16 protein-coding genes are annotated in these 17,816 nt (G+C 72.7%); 3 read left to right on the plus strand and 13 right to left on the minus strand.

Going from position 1 to position 17,816, the window contains the following annotated elements; translation table 11 throughout:
• The 4 genes from ACFE86_RS14355 to gloB form a co-directional block, all read right to left on the minus strand.
• On the minus strand, nucleotides 1–764 hold a 764-nt coding region (locus tag ACFE86_RS14355; protein ID WP_375456007.1), incomplete at its 3' end, for a succinate--CoA ligase subunit beta.
• Nucleotides 765–868: 104 nt separating this feature from the next.
• Nucleotides 869–1,831 carry a malate dehydrogenase gene (gene mdh, locus ACFE86_RS14360; protein WP_375456008.1) on the minus strand — a complete coding sequence of 321 codons (963 nt, stop codon included), beginning with the start codon at nucleotides 1,829–1,831 and terminating at the stop codon, nucleotides 869–871.
• A gap of 285 nt (nucleotides 1,832–2,116) precedes the next feature.
• Nucleotides 2,117–2,692 (minus strand): TetR family transcriptional regulator, encoded by a 576-nt coding sequence (locus ACFE86_RS14365; RefSeq protein WP_375456009.1) that lies wholly within the window; start codon nucleotides 2,690–2,692, stop codon nucleotides 2,117–2,119.
• A 337-nt stretch (nucleotides 2,693–3,029) separates the two neighbouring features.
• Nucleotides 3,030–3,809, minus strand: a complete 780-nt coding sequence (gloB, locus tag ACFE86_RS14370) for a hydroxyacylglutathione hydrolase (protein WP_375456010.1) — start codon at nucleotides 3,807–3,809, stop codon at nucleotides 3,030–3,032.
• A gap of 199 nt (nucleotides 3,810–4,008) precedes the next feature.
• On the opposite strand from gloB, the gene ACFE86_RS14375 reads away from it, so the two are divergent.
• Nucleotides 4,009–4,743 (plus strand): methyltransferase domain-containing protein, encoded by a 735-nt coding sequence (locus ACFE86_RS14375; RefSeq protein WP_375456011.1) that lies wholly within the window; start codon nucleotides 4,009–4,011, stop codon nucleotides 4,741–4,743.
• A 277-nt stretch (nucleotides 4,744–5,020) separates the two neighbouring features.
• On the opposite strand, the gene ACFE86_RS14380 is transcribed toward ACFE86_RS14375, so the two are convergent.
• The 9 genes from ACFE86_RS14380 to ACFE86_RS14420 all read right to left on the minus strand — a co-directional run bounded on the left by ACFE86_RS14380 (nucleotide 5,021) and on the right by ACFE86_RS14420 (nucleotide 13,454).
• On the minus strand, nucleotides 5,021–5,563 hold the full coding sequence (locus ACFE86_RS14380) for a hypothetical protein (protein ID WP_375456012.1): 543 nt from the start codon (nucleotides 5,561–5,563) through the stop codon (nucleotides 5,021–5,023).
• Between the two features lie 467 nt (nucleotides 5,564–6,030).
• On the minus strand, nucleotides 6,031–6,555 hold the full coding sequence (locus ACFE86_RS14385) for a sigma-70 family RNA polymerase sigma factor (RefSeq protein ID WP_375456022.1): 525 nt from the start codon (nucleotides 6,553–6,555) through the stop codon (nucleotides 6,031–6,033).
• Nucleotides 6,556–6,647: 92 nt separating this feature from the next.
• A complete protein-coding gene (locus ACFE86_RS14390; protein ID WP_375456013.1) occupies nucleotides 6,648–6,890 on the minus strand; it encodes a hypothetical protein in 243 nt (80 codons plus the stop codon).
• Between the two features lie 555 nt (nucleotides 6,891–7,445).
• Nucleotides 7,446–8,276, minus strand: coding sequence for a pyrroline-5-carboxylate reductase (gene proC / locus ACFE86_RS14395; RefSeq protein WP_375456014.1), 831 nt, complete (start codon nucleotides 8,274–8,276; stop codon nucleotides 7,446–7,448).
• An 18-nt stretch (nucleotides 8,277–8,294) separates the two neighbouring features.
• Nucleotides 8,295–8,804: a YbjN domain-containing protein gene (locus tag ACFE86_RS14400; RefSeq protein ID WP_375456015.1), complete on the minus strand. Its 510-nt coding sequence runs from the start codon at nucleotides 8,802–8,804 to the stop codon at nucleotides 8,295–8,297.
• A 354-nt stretch (nucleotides 8,805–9,158) separates the two neighbouring features.
• The gene (locus tag ACFE86_RS14405) at nucleotides 9,159–9,431 is read right to left on the minus strand and encodes an accessory factor UbiK family protein (RefSeq protein ID WP_375456016.1); all 273 of its coding nucleotides are present in this window, start codon (nucleotides 9,429–9,431) and stop codon (nucleotides 9,159–9,161) included.
• Between the two features lie 158 nt (nucleotides 9,432–9,589).
• Nucleotides 9,590–9,814, minus strand: a complete 225-nt coding sequence (locus ACFE86_RS14410) for a hypothetical protein (RefSeq protein ID WP_375456017.1) — start codon at nucleotides 9,812–9,814, stop codon at nucleotides 9,590–9,592.
• A 130-nt stretch (nucleotides 9,815–9,944) separates the two neighbouring features.
• Entirely contained in the window at nucleotides 9,945–10,661 is a 717-nt protein-coding gene (locus tag ACFE86_RS14415) for a PhoH family protein (RefSeq protein ID WP_375456018.1), read from the minus strand.
• 435 nt (nucleotides 10,662–11,096) lie between these two features.
• Nucleotides 11,097–13,454 carry an ATP-dependent helicase gene (locus ACFE86_RS14420; RefSeq protein WP_375456019.1) on the minus strand — a complete coding sequence of 786 codons (2,358 nt, stop codon included), beginning with the start codon at nucleotides 13,452–13,454 and terminating at the stop codon, nucleotides 11,097–11,099.
• A gap of 153 nt (nucleotides 13,455–13,607) precedes the next feature.
• On the opposite strand from ACFE86_RS14420, the gene ACFE86_RS14425 reads away from it, so the two are divergent.
• Complete coding sequence (locus ACFE86_RS14425; RefSeq protein ID WP_375456020.1) at nucleotides 13,608–13,853, plus strand: hypothetical protein; 246 nt, start codon at nucleotides 13,608–13,610, stop codon at nucleotides 13,851–13,853.
• Between the two features lie 190 nt (nucleotides 13,854–14,043).
• Nucleotides 14,044–17,592: an AsmA family protein gene (locus ACFE86_RS14430; protein WP_375456021.1), complete on the plus strand. Its 3,549-nt coding sequence runs from the start codon at nucleotides 14,044–14,046 to the stop codon at nucleotides 17,590–17,592.
• Nucleotides 17,593–17,816: the final 224 nt, after the last annotated feature.

Genomic DNA, 17,816 nt, shown 5'->3' on the forward strand with positions numbered 1-17,816 from the left:
GCCTCGATCTCCTTGGCGTCCTCCTCGGTCTCGTCGCGGAGCGCCAGGATGTCGGGGTGGCGGTAGAGCGCGTTGGAATCGAACGAGATCTTGGCATCCAGACACTTGAGGTGGCCGTCACCGGTGAGCACCAGCGGGTTGATCTCCAGCATGCTCATGTCCTTGGCCGTGAAGGCCGCGTAGAGCTTCTGCGCGAGATCGCCGGCTTCCTTGGCCTGTGCGCCCGTCAGCCCGAGCGCCTTGGCCACCGCGCGGCCGTGATGGGGCATGATGCCGGTGGCCGGATCGACCGAGAAGGTGACGATCTTTTCGGGGCTGTCGTGCGCCACCGTCTCGATGTCCATGCCGCCCTCCGTCGAGACGACGAAGGCGACCTGCCCGGTCTCGCGGTCGACCAGCATCGACAGGTAGAACTCGGCGGCGATCTGCGCGCCGTCCTCGATGTAGAGCCGATTGACCTGCTTGCCGGCCTCGCCGGTCTGGATCGTCACCAGGGTCTGGCCCAGCATTTCGCCGGCAAACTGCTTGACCTCGTCGATCGACTTGGTGACGCGCACGCCGCCCTTGGCGCCTTCGGGCGCGCCCTTGAAGGTGCCCTTGCCGCGCCCACCCGCATGGATCTGCGACTTCACCACCCAGACCGGGCCGCCGAGTTCGCGGGCGGCGGCCTCCGCCTCCTCCGGCCTGAAGATCGCGACGCCGCGGGAGACCGGCAGGCCGAATTCCTTCAGCACCGCCTTGGCTTGGTATTCGTGGATGTTCATCGGAGCCTCTGGGCGAATAGGGAGTAGCCAATAGCGAATAGTCGGGCAGGGCAGCGGAGCCGAGGGGCTCTCTTCGCTACTCGCTACTCGCCATTCGCCTCTTCTCAGGCGAGCGAAGGGTTCACGCCCTTGCACGCCTCGATCAGGGCGGTGACCGCGCCGACCGACTTCGTAAACATCGCCTTCTCGTCATCATTGAAGGTCACTTCGAGCACGCGCTCGACGCCGCCCGCGCCGATCACCACCGGCACGCCGACATACATCCCCGACACGCCGTACTGGCCGTCGAGGTGGGCGGCGCAGGGCAGCACCCGCTTCTTGTCCTTGAGGTAGCTCTCGGCCATGGCGATGGCGGAGGCCGCCGGCGCGTAGAAGGCCGAGCCGGTCTTGAGCAGGTTGACGATCTCGCCGCCGCCCTTGCGCGTGCGCTCGACCATCGCGTCGAGCTTCTCCTGGCTCGTCCAGCCGAGCTTGACCAGATCGGTGAGCGGCACGCCGGCCACCGTCGAGTAGCGCACCAGGGGCACCATGTCGTCGCCGTGGCCGCCGAGCACGAAGGCGGTCACGTCCTCGACCGAGACCTTGAACTCTTCCGCCAGGAAGTGGCGGAAGCGCGCGGAATCGAGCACGCCGGCCATGCCGACGACCTTGTGCGCCGGCAGGCCGGAGAACTTCTGCAGCGCCCACACCATCGCGTCGAGTGGGTTGGTGATGCAGATCACGAACGCGTCCGGCGCGTTGTCGCGGATGCCGCCGCCCACCGCTTCCATGACCTTGAGGTTGATGCCGATCAGGTCGTCGCGGCTCATGCCGGGCTTGCGCGGCACGCCAGCGGTGACGATCACCACGTCCGCCCCCCGGATCGCGGCATAGTCGCTCGCGCCGGAATACCGGGCGTCGAACCCGTCCACGGGCGCGGATTCGGCGATGTCCAGCGCCTTGCCCTGCGGCACGCCATCGACGATGTCGAACAGCACCACGTCGCCGAGTTCCTTCAGGCCGGCGAGGTGCGCCAGCGTCCCGCCGATCTGGCCGGCGCCGATGAGCGCGATCTTGCTGCGTGCCATGTCCGAGAACTCTCCGCTGTGCGTGAAGGCGCGGCGCGTCCGGAACCGGGGCCCTCGCCGGTCCGCGAAGCACCGCCCGGCGCGGCCGGCTTTTCTGCGCGGCTGTGTGGCGGAAAAGCACCGCTTCATCAACCCGACGCAGGCCGTGCAAGCACGCTTCGGGCCAAGGCCGGCCGAGGCCGCACGGGACGGCGCCCTCGAAAAGCCAAGCTCTTCAAGGCCCTTAAAGGCTCGCTGCCGGGCCGGGACCGCTCGCGTGACAGATCCGAGGGCCTGTCATCGTGCCTAGAGGATGCCCGCGCGCAGCACCCGCTGGATCGCGTGGATCACCGCGCCGAAGCGCGCGTCGAGGAGGTCGCGCGGCACCTCCGCATCGTGCTGGATCGCCAGCGGATGGGTGAAGCGGTAGCTCGCGTCGAAGATGTAGGCGATCGCCCGCTCGCGATCACGCGCCGAGAAGGTACCGGTGGCCATGCCTTCCTCGACCACGCGCTCGACGAGGCTGCGCAGCCGCACCCGGTGGCGCCGGGCGATCGGCCGCGCGGCCACCGTCGCGTCGAGGTGGACGGCGAACAGGTTCGGCTCCTCATGGAGCGCGTCGCGCTGCACCGCGGCGAGCGCGGTGAGCAGCCGCTCGATCTTGTCGTCGGCCGGGTCGGGCGCGTCGGCGATGGCGGCCAGCCGCGCCTCGACGTCGCGCAGCCAGCGGCCTGCGACGGCATCGAGCAGCGCGTCCTTCGAGGGGAAGTAGCGATAGACGTTGGCATGCGTCATCCCCGCCTCGGCGGCGACGGCGACCACGGTGACCCGCTTGGGGCCGAGCCGGGCGAGATGCTCGGTGGCGATGCCGAGGAGGCGCACGTCCGCCGAGACCGGCGCCGCGCGCGACCGGACAGTGGAGACCGATGCGCGTGCCGGGCGGCCCGCCGCCGTTGGAGCCCCCCCGGCGGCGGTCGCTTTCGCGGCCGGTTCTTCGGGGCGCAGTTCGGAAGCCGGCTGGATGAAGGGAAGCGGCAGGCGCGAGGACGAGTGGTAAGGCGAGACGGACCCCCATCTGACCGCATGAAGCGCGAGGACGCTTCCGTTGATGTCGAGCCTCCCTCCGGGAGCCTATCGAGCGGGTAGTTTGGAACCTACCTGACGTCGTATGTTCACTTCTCTTTGAGAAGGCAACGAATTTTCCTTGAAAACCTGTGCGTCAGAAACGATCCTTCCTCTCCCGCAGTGCAACAAAAACCTCTGCGGGGTCAACGTTTTCGCCGAGGCCGACGGCGTTGCGCAACGCCGGTTCGCCGCTGCGCAGGAAAGGGTTGGTCGCGCGCTCCTCGGCCATCGTCGAGGGAACCAGGAAGCGGCCGGCGGACTTGGCCTCCTCGGCCTTGCGCATCCGCTGCGTCACGGCGTCGTTGGCCGAGTCTACGGCGGCTGCGAAGCGGGCGTTGGCGAGCACGTAATCGTGCCCGCTGAACACCTGCGTCGCGTCGGGAAGCGGCAGGAACCGTTGCAGCGAGCGCCACAGGGTCTCGGGCGGGCTCTCCATCACCCGGCCGCAGCCGAGGGTGAACAGGGTGTCGCCCGAGAACACGATGCCGGCCTCGCGGAACCAGTAGGCGACGTGGTCGGCGCAGTGGCCCGGCGTCTCCCACACCTCGGCCGCGAGGTCGCCGACCCGCACCGTGTCGCCTTCCGACACCGTGGTGTCGACCTCCGGGATCGCCGAGCCGGCCCTGGCCGGCGCCGTGACGCGGGCGCCGGTCGCTCGCTTCACCTCGGGGATGCCCGCGATGTGGTCGCCGTGGCGGTGGGTCACGAGGATGTCGGTGAGCCGCCAGCCGGTCTCCGCCAGCACGCGGAGCACGGGGGCGGCCTCCGGCACGTCGATCGCCGCGCAGGCGCCGGTCGCGGGGTCGCGGATCAGCACGCCGACGTTGTCGCTGCGGCAGAGGAAGGTGCGGATCTCAGGCGTCGGGCCGGCCATGGCTGCGTCTCCACGCTGTCGGCCGGCGGGTCCGGCCTCTCGGTGTCCGGCGGGGAACCGATGCGGCGACCGGGGGGTTCCGGGCGCCGTCCACGGCGGAGGCGCGCGGGCCCGCTTGCCCCGGGCGGCTTCGGACCCCATTGAATCGGGATCGGGCGGGACCGCCCGGCCCCCTCGAACGCCGCCGCCGCCTCACGCCATGCGCCTCGACGTCACCGACCTGCGGGCCTTCTACGCCACGCCGCTGGGCGTCACGACGCACCGCATCCTCGCCCGCGCGATCCACGGCTTCCTCGGCTCGGTCTCGGGGCTTCGCGTCCTCGGGCTCGGCTACGCGGTGCCCTATCTCGGGCCCGTCCACTGCATCGCCGAGCGGACGCTGGCCTTCATGCCGGCGACGCAAGGGGTGGTGAACTGGCCCGGCAGCGGCCGCTCCTGCTCGGCGCTCGCCGACCCGACGATGATGCCGCTGCCCGAGGCGGCGATCGACCGGGTAATCTTGGTCCACGCGCTGGAGGCGGTGGAGAGCCCGACCGAACTGCTGCAGGAGGTGTGGCGCACCCTGACGCCGGGCGGGCGGATGATCCTCGTGGTGCCCAACCGCCGCGGGGTCTGGGCGCGGCGCGACGCGACTCCGTTCGGCCACGGCCAGCCCTACAGCCGCCCGCAGCTCGGCCGGCTGATGCGCGACACCCTGTTCTCGCCGGAAGGCTGGGCCGAGACCCTGTACATGCCCCCGGTCCGGTCGCGGCCGATGCTGCGGACGGCCGGCGCCTGGGAACGCTTCGGCACCGGGCTCTCGCTGCCCTTCGCCGGGCTCCACGTGGTGCACGCGACGAAGCAGCTCTACCGGCCGATCGCCGTGCAGCAGGTCCACCGCGCCCGCCGGCTGGCTCCGGCCCGCGTGCTGGTCCCGGCGCCCGCCCCGGTCTGATCGTTCCGGCCGACCTGCCGGTCGCGCGTGCGCGGGGCCTGCCGGTCGCGCGTGCGCGGGCTTGGAGCGTCCGCGGCGTTGCGATCCGGGGTGCGGGCCGGGCGGACAGGGGCATGGGCGCCGCGGCGGCCGTCCGGCGGTTCCTGCGCGCGCGCCTGTTCCCGATCGTCAACCCGGCGGGCGGCTGGTCGCGTTCCTGCTGCCCTGCGCCGGGACGCGGATCACCATCGACGGCGCGGTCGACGCGTTCGGGCCGCTGCTTTCCCCGCGCCGAGCCTCACCGCCCGGCCTCGTCCCGCGCGAGCGCCTCGATCCGCGCGAGCCAGCGGACGAGGCGGGCGCGGTTGCCGCCGAGATCCGTCAGCGCGAATTGCGGGCGGGCGTAGAGCGCGAGGGTCGCCCGGCCCTGGCCGGCGCCGACGATCGCGACCGCGATCGTGTCCGGCAGGCGCAGGACCTTCGAGCGCGCGACGTAGCGATCCTCCTCCGCCCAGCGGTCCTCGAACACGCGTTCGGTCCGCGGTTCGCCGGCCGCCACGGCGGCGACGATCGCCCGCAGCCGCTCGCCCGAGACCGGCAGCGTCGGCGCGACGATGTCGGCGCGGACGCGGCAATGGTCCGGCGGACAGGCGAGCGCGTCCCCGCGGGTGCGCGCGAGCGTGGCGACGTCGACCGGGCCGAGGTCGGGCGGCCCGAGGAGCATCCAGGCCTCCTCGATGCCGCCGGGCTCCTCGCCCCGCGCCACGAGGACGCCGAACCAGCCCCCAAGGAGGACGAGCCCGCCGACGAGCAGCCACCGAAGCGTCTTCGCGGTCCGCACGCTGGGCTCGATCTCCGCATCGGCCGCGCCGACGCGGCCCCGGGATGGGGCCGCTCGCGGTGCCCCGTGTCCGCCCGGTCAGATCACCGGGGCGGAGGACGGGGCGCCGTGCACCGCGACGTGGCCGACATAGTACAGCTGGAGGAAGCCGGCGAGCGCCACGCCGTAACGGGCCGGGGCGAGCGCCGCGTCGCGGCGGGCGGCGCCGTTCGCGCCCGTCGAAGCTGCACAGGTCGCGCGTCATGCGCTGCGCCGCCCGTCCGGCCACGCCGCCGAACATGAGCCGGGCGGCGACCCCACCGCCGAGCTTGCCGATGATCGCCGACCGCCTGCACGGCCGGGCTCCGACACCACCCCGTGCCGATCGGTGAAGGCTTCGTTGAGAGCCGCCGCGATCGGGCGGAAGCCGGCCGACAAACCGCAACGATCTCCCATCGACCCGAAGCGCCGGGCATGCGGGTCGCCGATCACGCCCCGTCGAGGGCGGCGCGGGTGCGGGCGTCGGCGCCGATGTCGCCGGGCCCGTCCATGCCGAGGGACGCGATCAGCCGGCCCCGCGCCCGGCTGACCCGGCTCTTGACCGTGCCGACGGCGACGCCGCAGATCTCGGCGGCCTCCTCGTAGGTGAAGTTCTGGGCGCCGACGAGCACCAGCGCCTCGCGCTGGGCGAGCGGCAGCAGGTTCAGCGCGCTCCGGAACGCCTGCATCTCCACGCGCACCTCCTGCTCGGGCAGGCTGGTCAGCCGCGCGGCATGGGCGCCGTCGGCGTCCTCGACCTCGCGCCTGCGCTTGCGCTGCTCGGAATAGAACAGGTTGCGCAGGATGGTGAACAGCCACGCGGTGAGGTTGGTGCCGCGGCGGAAGCTCTCGGCCTTGGTCCAGGCGCGCATCAGCGTGTCCTGGACGAGGTCGTCGGTCCGGTCGAGGTCGTAGGTCAGCGAGAAGGCGAAGGCCCGCAGCGCGGGGATCGCGCCGAGCAGCAGGTCGCGCATCGCGGCATCGGCGCCGGCCGGGGTGCCGACGGGGGCGGGCGCTGGCGCCGCCGAGGCATGGAGGGCGGGCGCATGGGGTGCGGGGGTGTGGGTCATCGCGAGGACTCCTCTCCGGAGCATGCGGCGAACGCGGCGACCGGCGCCTCGAACCGCTCGGGGATCGGCTGGGCGAGGAGGCCGGCGTGGAGCACCCGCAGGTTGAGGCCGATCCGGCGCCGGGCCTCGGCGTCGAGGCGGCCTTCCGCTCCGCGCGGACGCCGCCCGCCGGCCCGCGTCTCCGCGCGCGGGAGCGATGCGGCGTCGAGGCCGGGTCCGTCTGGGAAGTCCTGCTCCATCGGCCGTCCTCGCACGCGGGGCGACGCGTCCCGACCCCGCCTCCGGCGGACATCCGGCGCGGCGCCGGGGCCGTGCCGGCGCGGAGGGGTCCGTCGTCGTGGACCGACGTGCTAGCGAGGACGGCTTTAATCGGTTCTGAAAGAAGCATTCATCCGGCCTTCATCGGCAAAAACACGCCGAGCGCCAGATCTCTTTCGTTACGGTCAAGCTGATCATCGTGACGATCGTGAGCAATAGCTTGACGGTGGGTATATCCCGCATGGGGCCGACCGCGGGCGAAAGGCGACGGCGGCCGCGATCGGTCCGGCCGGTCGCCGCGAGCGGCCGTTGACGACGCTTCGCGCGGTCTCTCGTCCGGGTTCCGGATCAGCCGCCGACGCGCCACCCGATGGCGTCCAGATCGCTGCGGGTCTTTGGTGAAAGGCTGTCGTCCATCCCTGGATCGTGCAGCGATTGGATCGTAGGAACGCCTCCGTGTCGAAGGGTGCCGGATCGTCACCGGTGGTCGGACCGGACGGACGGAAAGGCTCGTGCGTGCTCCGCGCTGGGTCGGCTCAGCCCGCCAGCGCCCCCGCCCGGCGCTTGGCCGCGGCGACCGCCTCGTGCAGCAGCGGGGCCAGGCCGTCGGCGCGCATCAGCACGTCAAGGGCGGCGGCCGTGGTGCCGCCGGGCGAGGTGACGTTGCGGCGAAGCTCGGCTGCGGGGAGGTCGCTCGCGTCGAGGAGGGCGCCGGCTCCCGAGACCGTGGCGCGGGCCAGCCGCGCGGCGACCGCCGGAGACAACCCGGCCGCGACGCCGGCCGCTTCCAGCGCCTCGACGAGCAGGAAGACGTAGGCCGGGCCGGAGCCCGACACGGCGGTCACCGCGTCGATCTCGTCCTCGGCACCGACCCACTCGACGAGGCCGTTGGCTGCGAGCAGCGCATCGACGGCGGCGCGCTGGTCCTCCGTCACCTCCGGGCTCGCGACAGCGCCGGTGGCGCCCCGGCCGATGCTGGCGGGAAGGTTCGGCATCGCGCGCACCACGGCGCGGGCGCTCCGGAGGCGGACCTTCAGGTCGGCGACGGTCTTGCCCGCCAGGATCGACAGCACCACGGTGTCGGAGCCGATCATCCGGTCGAGGGCGCGTGCTGCCTCCGCGAAGCCCTGCGGCTTGATCGCGACAACCAGGACGGCGGCGGCGGCGGCCTCCGCCGGGTTCAGGGCGATGCCGCGCGCCGCGCAGAGGCCGCGCACGGCTTCCGACGGCTGCGGTTCGACGATGGTGGCGCGGCGCGGATCGAGACCGGCGGCGAGCCAGCCGTTGAGCATCGCCGCCCCCATCCGGCCGGCGCCCACGAGCGTCAGCGATGCGGGCAGGCGGCCGCGCGCGTCCCCGGCGCTCATGCGGATCTCATGCGGGTCTCACGCCTCGCCCTCGGTCTCGAACAGCACCGCGTCCAGGGCCTCCCGGGCCGGCTTCCCGGCCCAGAGCACGAACTGGAAGGCTTGGTAGTACCGCTCGCACGCCTCGACGGCGGATTTCAGCAGCATCGCGCATTGCGGGTGCGTCGGCACCGCGCCGCCCGCGAGCAGGAGCGCGTGGCGGAACATCACCACGCTGTCGGTGGACCACAGGTCGAAATGCCCGATCCAGAGCTGCTCGTTGATCAGCGCGATCAGCCGCTGCACCTCCGTGCGGCGGCGCTCCGGCACCTTTAGGTCGAAGGCGCAGGCGACGTGCAGCGCCTCGACGTCCTCGATCCAGGTGAAGGCGACCTGATACTCGGTCCAGCGCCCCGCCACCACGACGGACATCTCGTCGGTCTCGGCCCGGTCGAAGATCCAGTCGCGAAGCGACGCGAGCCGCTCGACGACGTCGAGCGGATGCTCGATCCGGTCGTTCCCTTCGATGTCGACGTGAAGCTGGGGCATGACGATCCGGGCTGACGATCCCGCACGGGGACCGCCGCATCATGGTGAACGGCAAGGAAACCAGAGCACGAAATCAAGATGCGTCACGGAAAGACTTGACCCGGAAGGATCAAACGTTTCGTGGCGCGGTCTTGATGGCTGGCCGGTCATCGGCGTGGCGGGCGAATCAGTACGTCACCGACTATAGACCGCCAGCGAGTCGCGACACAAAGCGTGTGCCGCGACCGGTGAACAGGAAACGGATCGGCTGGGCGCGCTTCCTGTGCACAAGCACCGGTCTCCCGGGTGGTCGGTTCGCGGCCGATGAGACGGGCCGCGTCCACGCATGGGCGACGGGCGCAGATGACAAAGCCGTCAGGCCCCCGCGCCGGCCGCGGGCGCCGGGCCGGCCTTCGCCTCCAGGGCGGCGACACGGGCGGACAGCGCCTCGTTCTGCGTTCGCAGCGTGGTAAGGAGGTCGCGCAGCACGTCGACCTCTTCGCGCGAGGCGATGTCCATGTCGCGAATCAGCCGTTCGGCCTGGCCGCGGATCACAGTCTCCGCCTCGCGGCGCACCCCTTGCGCTGCGCCGGCGGCATCCGTCACCAGCCGGGCGAAATCGTCGAACAGGCGGTTGGAGGGGGGCATGTCGGCTTCCAAAACATGACGGCCGCGTCCGGGCCTCGCGGACCGACATTAGGAATCCGCGCGAGTCCGGGCAATCCGTCCGTCGTCTCCGATCCCCGCATCCGCGAAAGAAAACGGGGCCCCGAAGGGCCCCGCTGCCGAGCGTGTCGATCGGCCGATCACATCCGGCGCATCATCCGGCGGCGCTCCATGTGCCGGTGCATCATCCGGCGCTCCATGCGGCGATGCATCATCCGGCGCTCCATGCGGCGCATCTGCACGGTCTCGACCGCGTCGGGGGCAGCGACGCCCATCGGCGCGCCGGGAGCGGCCGAGGCGGGAGCGGTGAGCGCGGCGGCGCCGAGGGAGGCCAGCACGGCGACGGCGAAGGTCAGTTTCCGCATGGGGAATTTCCTACTGCTTGACTCGGGCGCGGCACCCAGTCCGGCCTCCGGATTCGGAGGACGGGAGGACGGTCTCGCGCCCGAGGGCGCGGCGGGCCTCCGCTCCGGCCCGCCGCTGGTAACCGCCAAGTCAGAGATTCGTTTCCTCGAAAGCCTTCACCCATTCGGCGCAGATGCCCGAGCGCACGATGTCGTCGCGGGTGAACTCGACCACGGGGATCGGCATCATCCGGCTCTTGATGAGGTGGATCACGGTGCGCAGGCCCGAGGTCTCGCGCAGATCCGTCTGCGAGACGTCGCCGTTGATGATCACCTGGCAGGCGTTGCCGATGCGGGTGAGGAACATCTTGATCTCGGCCGTGGTGGTGTTCTGCGCCTCGTCGAGGATCACGAGGCAGTCCTTGAACGTGCGCCCGCGCATCACCTCGAACGGCACGATCTCGATGTCGCCGGCCTTGAGCGCGATCTCGAAGGCGGCTGCCCCCATCCGCTCCTTCATCGCCTCGGTGAGTGGGGCGACCCAGGGGGCGATCTTCTCCTCCAGCGTGCCGGGGAAGAAGCCGAGCGAGCGGCCGGACGGCACGTTCGGCCGGGTGATCACCACCTTGGCGATGCGGCGCTGGCGGAGCAGGTCGGCGGCCCGCGTCCCGGCGATGTAGGTCTTGCCGGTGCCGGCGGGGCCGAGGACGATGACTTGGTCGTGCGCGGCGAGCGCGTCGAGGTAGTCGCCCTGCTTTTCCGTCAGCGGTTGGATGGGACCTAGGTTCCGCTCCTCGTCGAAGCGGGTCCTGTGCAGCCGGACCGTACGGTCTTCCACCAGCTCAAGTCGTGCGCGCCGTCTTTTCATCGATCAACACTCCACGTGGGACTTGCCAACCAGGATTTGCCAACCAGAACTTACTAACTAGGACTTGCAGACCAGAATCTGCCGATGCGCCGTAGACGCCTCGGCCTTCGCAGCGTGAGCCTTCTCCTCTCGGACGCAATATTGCAGCCTTGAGCCGGTTCCGGCCCACGACACGAAGCTTGTGGACGACGCGGGGACCATCGAGCCGCGCGTCGTGGTCGCGAAGCCATGCAATGCGCGCACCATGGCCTTGCCGACGCGACGGGGGCATGACGGCGGATGGCGGGTGTTGCAGGAATGGCGACGGGTGGATCAGGCGCGCGGGGCGCCGGTCGGGATGGCACCGCACTCGGCACGCCCTCGATCCTGTCCCGCCCTCGCGGGCGAAGCCGGCCGGCCTCGACCCGACGCTGCGGGCCCGACAGGCGGGACGCCTCATGCCTGCTGCAGGAAGCTGTCGAGTACCATCTTGCGGCCGGCCTTGTCGAAGTCAACGGTGAGCTTGTTGCCGTCAACCGCCGCGACGGTACCGGGGCCGAACTTGGTGTGGAAGACCCGCATCCCGGCCTCGAACGCCGAGGGCGTGCCGGTGGAGGTGGCGATCAGTTCGCCCTCGATCTGGCGCGGACCGCCGGAGCGGCCGCCCGGCGAGGCGCCGAAGCCGCGCCCGCTCGCGCCGGCCGTGTTCGCCTGCGCCCGCTGCCAGCCCGGCGTGCCGTAGGACGAGCCGAAGGGCGCCGGGTTGCGGTCGAAGCGCGAGGCGCCGGCGGAGAAGTGCGCCGGCGCCTCGATCACGTCGACGGCGTCCTCTGGCAGTTCGTCGATGAAGCGCGAGGGAATCGTCGAGGACCACAGCCCGTGGATGCGCCGGTTGACGGCAAACGACAGTTTTGCGCGCTTCCTGGCGCGCGTCAGGCCGACATGGGCGAGCCGCCGCTCCTCCTCCAGGCCGGCCCGGCCGCTCTCGTCGAGCGCGCGCTGGTTGGGGAACAGCCCGTCCTCCCAGCCCGGCAGGAACACCGTGTCGAATTCCAGGCCCTTGGCCGCGTGCAGCGTCATCAGCGAGACGCGCTCGGCGCCCTCGGCCTCGGACGCCTCCATCACCAGCGAGACGTGCTCCAGGAACGCGGCCATGTCGGGGAACTCCTCCATGGAGCGCACGAACTCCTTGAGGTTCTCCAGCCGCCCGGCGGCGTCCGCCGAGCGGTCCTTCTGCCACATCTCGGTGTAGCCGGATTCCTCCAGGATGGTCTGGGCGACCTCGGCGTGCGGGCTCTTCCCCACGGCCTGCGCCCAGCGCGAAAAGCTCTCGGCCAGCGCCCGCAGCGTCGCGCGCACCCGCGGCTTCAGCTCGTCGGTCTCGCAGAGCTTTCTTGCGGCGTGAAGGAGGGGGATCTGCCCGGCGCGGGCGTAGACGTGGAGCTGCTGCAGCGTCGCGTCGCCCAGGCCGCGCTTGGGCGTGTTGACGATCCGCTCGAAGGCGAGGTCGTCGCTCGCGTTGGCCGTGACGCGCAAGTAAGCCAGCGCGTCGCGGATCTCGGCGCGCTCGTAGAAGCGCGGGCCGCCGATGACGCGATAGGGCAGGCCGAGCTGGACGAAGCGGTCCTCGATCTCGCGCATCTGCGCCGAGATCCGCACCAGCACCGCGATCTCCGAGAGCGGGTGCTGCTTGGCCTGCAAGGCTTCGATCGCCTCGGCGAGCAGGCGGGCTTCCTCCTCCGAATCCCAGGCGCCCGAGACCGTCACCGGCTCGCCGAGCACGTCCTCGGTCCGAAGCGTCTTGCCGAGCCGGCCCTGGTTCTTCGCGATCAGCCCGGAGGCGGCGGCGAGGATGTGGCCGGTGGAGCGGTAGTTGCGCTCCAGCCGCACCACGACGGCGCCGGGAAAGTCGTGCTCGAAGCGCAGGATGTTGTCGACCTCGGCCCCGCGCCAGCCGTAGATCGACTGGTCGTCGTCGCCGACGCAGGCGATGTTCTTGCGCTCCTGCGCGAGCAGCCTCAGCCACAGGTACTGCGCGACGTTGGTGTCCTGGTACTCGTCGACGAGGATGTAGCGGAAGCGATCCTGGTAGTTTGCCAGGATTTCGGGATTCTCGCGCCACAGCTTGAGGCAGAGCAGCAAGAGATCGCCGAAATCGACCGCGTTGAGCGTCGCGAGCCGCGCCTGGTAGGCGGTGTAGAGGGGGCCGCCCTTGCCGAAGGCGAAGGCCTGGGCCTCGCCCGGCGGCACCTGCTCCGGCGCGAGCCCGCGGTTCTTCCAGCCGTCGATGGCGTGGCCGAGCGAACGGGCCGGCCAGCGCTTCTCGTCAACGTCCTGGTCCTTGATCACCTGCTTCATCAGCCGGAGCTGGTCGTCGGTGCCGAGGATCGTGAAGTCCGACTTCAGCCCGACGAGTTCGGCATGGCGGCGCAGGACCTTGGTGCCGATGGCGTGGAAGGTGCCGAGCCAGGGCATGCCCTCGCCGGCCGGGCCGATCAGCGAACCGACCCGGTGCTTCATCTCGCGGGCGGCCTTGTTGGTGAAGGTCACCGACAGGATGTCGAACGGCCGCGCCTTGCCCGTGGCGATCAGGTGCGCGATCCGCGTGGTCAGCACCCGCGTCTTGCCGGTGCCGGCGCCCGCGAGCACGAGCACCGGGCCGTCCGTCGCCTCGACGGCGCGGCGCTGCTCGGCGTTCAGGCCTGCGAGATAGGCGCCGGGCGCCGGGCGCAAGCCCCCCATGGCGCGGGCGGCGATCGAGGCGGCTTTGCGTCCGTCGTCGGAGGACGGCGCCGCAGGCGAGGGGTTCTGCATGGGCAATCCCTGGACCAAAACGCGAACGGCGTCGAGGCCCGGACGGGATGCCGCCCCGCGGGGCGGGGCGCGGACCTTGAACCGGCCGACCGGCTTCCTCACATCGCGGCGACAGACATATCCGAACGAGGGAACCCCATGCCGACTCATTCCATGTCCGTCACATCGGTCGCCCTCCTGGCAGGGCTGCTCGCCGGCGCGGCCTCGCCCGCGCTCGCGCAGGTGTCCCAGACCAATCCGAACGCCGCCAACCAGTCCCTGGAGCGCCAGGGCGAATCCCGTGCGCTCCAGCAGAACATCACCTCGCAGAACAACACCACGCGCATGGACATCCAGCGCAGCCAGCAGATGCAGCCGGCGCCGACCGGGCCGAGCGTCATCCCCGCGCCGCGGCGCTGAAGCTCCGGGTCCGCAAGGCCGCGCCGCGGCGGGAAGGGCCGCACGGCTGATCGAAGCGCCGGGCGTCGGCGAAGCCCGCATCGCGAGCCAGCGATCAAGGCCGGCGGCGCCCTGGCGTCCCCGGCCACGCGCCGTGCTATGTCGCCTTCGAGCCCGCCGGATCGCGCGGGATGCATGCGGAACGATCACGGTGCGTGACCTCCTGACCGCGCTCGCGGGCGCCGTCATCCTGATCCTCGTCGCGGCGCTCGCCGTGCCGCCGTTCATCGACTGGCCGGCCCACCGCGCCCTCGTCGACCGCACCGTGAGCCGGTCGCTCGGCCTGCCCGCCCGCAGCGAGGGAGGGATCGCGGTGCGGCTGCTGCCCTCGCCGCGCCTGCGCCTCGACCGGCTGCACCTCGGGGACGACCCGGCCAAGCCTGCCCTAGACAAGCCTAGCCTCGATCTGCGCATCGTGAAGGCCGAGGTGGCGCTGAGCCCGCTCCTGAAGGGCGAGATCCGCTTCACCGAGACGCGGATCGGCCGGGCCGAGGTCAGGCTTCCGGTCACCGAGGGCGACGCGCTGGTCCTGCCCCCCGGCCTCGGCGACGCCCTGGGCGGGCGCGACCTCGCGATCGAGGACCTGCACGTCGAGCAGTTCCTGCTGACGACGTTCGTGCCGGCGACCGGCCGCATCGACCAGTTCTTCGCCGAGGGGCTGAGCGTCCAGGCGCCGGCCCTCGTCGGACCCTGGCGCGTCGCGGGTACGAGCGGCGGCGTGCCCTTCCGCCTCGCCACCGGCGAGGCCGGGCCCAGAGGCGTTCCCGTCAAGCTCTCCGCCGGCGGCGACACCCGCCCGCGCGTCGAGGCCGATTTCCGCGTCGGCCTCGTGCCGGCCGACTCGCGCGGCGCGGCCCGCGCCGCCGAGCCGCGCCCCCTGGTGACGGAAGCCGAGGGCTCGGCGCGCCTCGTGGTCGGACCGCCGACGCAGGCTGCCGGCGCCTACCTGCCGTTCACGCTCGGTGGGACGTTCAAGGCCCGCGGCACGCTGGTGCGCTTCGAGGGCGTCAACGCCGAGATCGACCCCGGGGGACAGGCCCTGCGGCTCGCCGGCAGCGGCCGGATCGACCTGCGCCTGTGGCGGGCCGGCCTCGCCCTGGAGACCCGCCGCCTCGACCTCGACGCGTTCCTGCTCTCGCCCGCCGGCCAGGCCCTCGTCGCGCGCGGCCTGTCGAAGGCCGGCACCGGACTTCCGGTGATGCTCGACCTCGAGCTTACCGCCGACGCCGCCCTGCTCGGCTTCGAGGAATGGTCGTCCCTGAAGGCGTCCGGCACCCTCGACCGCACCGGCGGCCTGCTGCTGCGCCGGTTCTCAGGGGTCGCGCCGGGCGCGGCGACGGTGACGGCCAGCGGCGAGATCGACACCCAGCCGGGCCCGCGCTTCACCGGCCCGGTGGCCGTGAGCGCGCCGGCCTCCGACGGCCTCGGGCGCTACCTGCGCCGGCTCGGCCTCGACGGGCCGCCGGTCGCGCTGCTCGACGGCCGGCCGGTCGAGGCCGCCGCCGAGGTCTCGGCCGCAGGCGGCGCGTTCTCGCTGCGCAACCTGCGCCTGTCGCTGGGCGACGCGCAGGTCACCGGCAACGCCCGCTACGCGGCCGCCGACGGCCGCACCCGCGGGCGCTTCGACGCGCAGATCCGGGCGCGCGGCCTCGACGTCGCCGGCCTGCCGCCGCTCGGCGGCGGGCTCGCCGCCCTGCACGACCACGATCTCGGGCTGACGATCGAGGCGCGCGACCTGCGCTACGGCGCGACCGCGACCGGCACCCTGTCGGCGAGCATCCAGTCGGACGGCGCGAGCCTCGTCGTCGACAGCCTCGACGTGACCGACCTCGCCGGCGCGAACGCCAAGCTCTCCGGGCGGATCGGCGCCGACGGGGCCGGCCGCGTCGCCGGGCGCCTCTCCGCCCCGGTCGCGGCGCCGCTCTTGTCGCTGATCGACCGGGTCTGGGTCGCGGAGGCGCGCCTGATCCCGGCCTTCCTGCGCGCCGGCGCGCTCGATCTCGGCGTGACCCTCGAGCGGGACGCGGGCGAGGCGGATGCGCTGCGCCTTGCCGCCGCGGGCAGGGCCGCCGGCGGCACCCTCGACTTGTCGCTGGTCGGCCGCGCCGGCGCCGTCGCGGGTGCCACGGTCCGCATCGCCACGCCGCGGGCCGGGACGTGGTTCGGTCGCACCGACATCCCCGGCCTGCAGCAGCCGGCGGACCTGCGCCTCGTCGCGACACGCGCCCCGGACGCGGAGGGCGGGCTGTCGCTCCAGGCGACGGGGACGATCGCCGGAACGACGATCGCGACCGCGACGCCGATCCGGCTCCCGGCCGAGGGCGGCCCGCCCTCGGCCGGCGACGTGCGGATCGCGACGCCCGATCTCGGGCCGTTCCTGACGCTCGCGGGCGCCGCCGGCCTCGGCGGCCCGTGGCCGGCGGACCTCGCAATCGGCCTCGCCCGGCAGGGCGACGACGCCCGCGCCGCCGTGCAGGGCCGGATCGCGGGCGCCGCCCTCGATGTGCGCCTCACGCGGGCACCCGGCGGGGAGATCGCGGGGAGCGCCCGCCTCGCGCGCCTGTCCCTGCCGCAACTCGCCGCCGCCCTGGTGATGCCGGCCGGCGCATCCGGCACGTTCGGTGCCGCCCCGCCGCCGGGTCCGCGGATCGACCTCGACCTGCGGATCGACCGGCTCGAACTCGGGCGCGGGCTCACCGCCGCCGATGCCGCCCTCGCGCTCAAGCTCGACGGCGGCAGCGTGGCGTTGCGCGACCTCTCGGCGACCCTCGCCGAGGGCCGGATCGGCGGCTCGGCGACCCTGTCGCGGCGGGGTGCGGCGGCCGCGATCACGGGGGACGGCGTGCTGACGGACGCCGCGCTGCCGGCGCTCGCCGACGGCGGCCCGATCCGCGGCCGCCTCTCGGCGCGCCTGCGCTTCGGCACCGCGGGCGACGGGCCCGCGGCGCTGGCCGCCAACCTCTCGGGAACCGGCGACCTGACGCTCGCTGGCCTCAACCTGCCCGAGACCGATCCGGCCGCCGCCGGCCGGGCGCTCGCCCGCGCCCTGCAGATCGAGGACCCTCTGCGCGAGGGCCGGCTCCCGGCTCTGGTCGCCGAGGAACTCGGCAGGGCCGCAGCCGGCACGACGCAGCCGGCCTCGGCGCCGGCGACGATCGTCGGCGGCCTGCTGCGCGCCGGGCCGCTCGACCTCGATCTCGGCGCCGCGCGCTGGACCGGCACCCTCAGCTACGACCTGCGCGCCGGCCGGCTCGACGCGCGCGGCACCCTCGTCGGCGGCACCGCGCCGCGGGGCTGGGGGGGCGGCCCGCCGACGATCCAGCTCGGCCTGACCGGCCCGCTCGCCGCGCCCGAACGCAGCCTCGATACGGGTCCGCTCACCACCGGGCTGGCCGCACTGGTGCTCCAGCGCGAACTGGAGACGATCGAGCTGTACGAGGCCGACCAGGTCGAGCGCCAGCGCCGCCGCGCCCGCATCGAGATGGACCGGGCGCGGGCCGTCGCGCTCAAGGCGGCGATCGACAAGGCCGCCGCGGACAAAGCGACCGCGGAGAAGGCCGCCGCGGAGGACGCCGCGCGCCAGATCCGCCTGCGTGCCCAGGCGGCTGAGGAGGCCGCGCGCCGCGCCCGCGCCGAGGCGGCCGACCCGCCGCCGGATTCCCGGCCCCTCGACATCCGCCCGCCCGCGGCCCAGCCCTGAACCGGACGACCCACGGGGCTCCGCTCGGGCAAAGGACGGGGAAGAGAACCTTACGCAGAGCTCACGCCCCTCACTCCGAGCCTGTCCCCGTGGGAGCTTGCGGATTCACCCATCTCGGCGCCTGACGCCTCAGCGCCGATGATGCACCATCACACTCTGAGACTGCACAGCGGCTGGCCGTGCACTGCCCGACCTGCGGGGTGCGGGTCGTCGCGCCGGTGCCG

It is taken from the genome of uncultured Methylobacterium sp. (assembly GCF_964244095.1).
Taxonomy (GTDB): Bacteria; Pseudomonadota; Alphaproteobacteria; order Rhizobiales; family Beijerinckiaceae; genus Methylobacterium.

Excerpts from the sequence above, each read along its gene's own strand:
- gloB (WP_375456010.1), bottom strand. The coding sequence starts at position 3,809 with ATGGCCGGCCCGACGCCTGAGATCCGCACCTTCCTCTGCCGCAGCGAC.
- ACFE86_RS14385 (WP_375456022.1), bottom strand. The coding sequence starts at position 6,555 with ATGCGCGACCTGCTGCTCGGCGCGATCCCCGCGCTGCGGGCCTTCGCC.
- ACFE86_RS14415 (WP_375456018.1), bottom strand. The coding sequence starts at position 10,661 with ATGAAAAGACGGCGCGCACGACTTGAGCTGGTGGAAGACCGTACGGTC.
- ACFE86_RS14420 (WP_375456019.1), bottom strand. The coding sequence starts at position 13,454 with ATGCAGAACCCCTCGCCTGCGGCGCCGTCCTCCGACGACGGACGCAAA.
- ACFE86_RS14425 (WP_375456020.1), top strand. The coding sequence starts at position 13,608 with ATGTCCGTCACATCGGTCGCCCTCCTGGCAGGGCTGCTCGCCGGCGCG.
- ACFE86_RS14400 (WP_375456015.1), bottom strand. The coding sequence starts at position 8,804 with ATGCCCCAGCTTCACGTCGACATCGAAGGGAACGACCGGATCGAGCAT.
- ACFE86_RS14390 (WP_375456013.1), bottom strand. The coding sequence starts at position 6,890 with ATGGAGCAGGACTTCCCAGACGGACCCGGCCTCGACGCCGCATCGCTC.
- ACFE86_RS14375 (WP_375456011.1), top strand. The coding sequence starts at position 4,009 with ATGCGCCTCGACGTCACCGACCTGCGGGCCTTCTACGCCACGCCGCTG.
- proC (WP_375456014.1), bottom strand. The coding sequence starts at position 8,276 with ATGAGCGCCGGGGACGCGCGCGGCCGCCTGCCCGCATCGCTGACGCTC.
- mdh (WP_375456008.1), bottom strand. The coding sequence starts at position 1,831 with ATGGCACGCAGCAAGATCGCGCTCATCGGCGCCGGCCAGATCGGCGGG.
- ACFE86_RS14410 (WP_375456017.1), bottom strand. The coding sequence starts at position 9,814 with ATGCGGAAACTGACCTTCGCCGTCGCCGTGCTGGCCTCCCTCGGCGCC.
- ACFE86_RS14405 (WP_375456016.1), bottom strand. The coding sequence starts at position 9,431 with ATGCCCCCCTCCAACCGCCTGTTCGACGATTTCGCCCGGCTGGTGACG.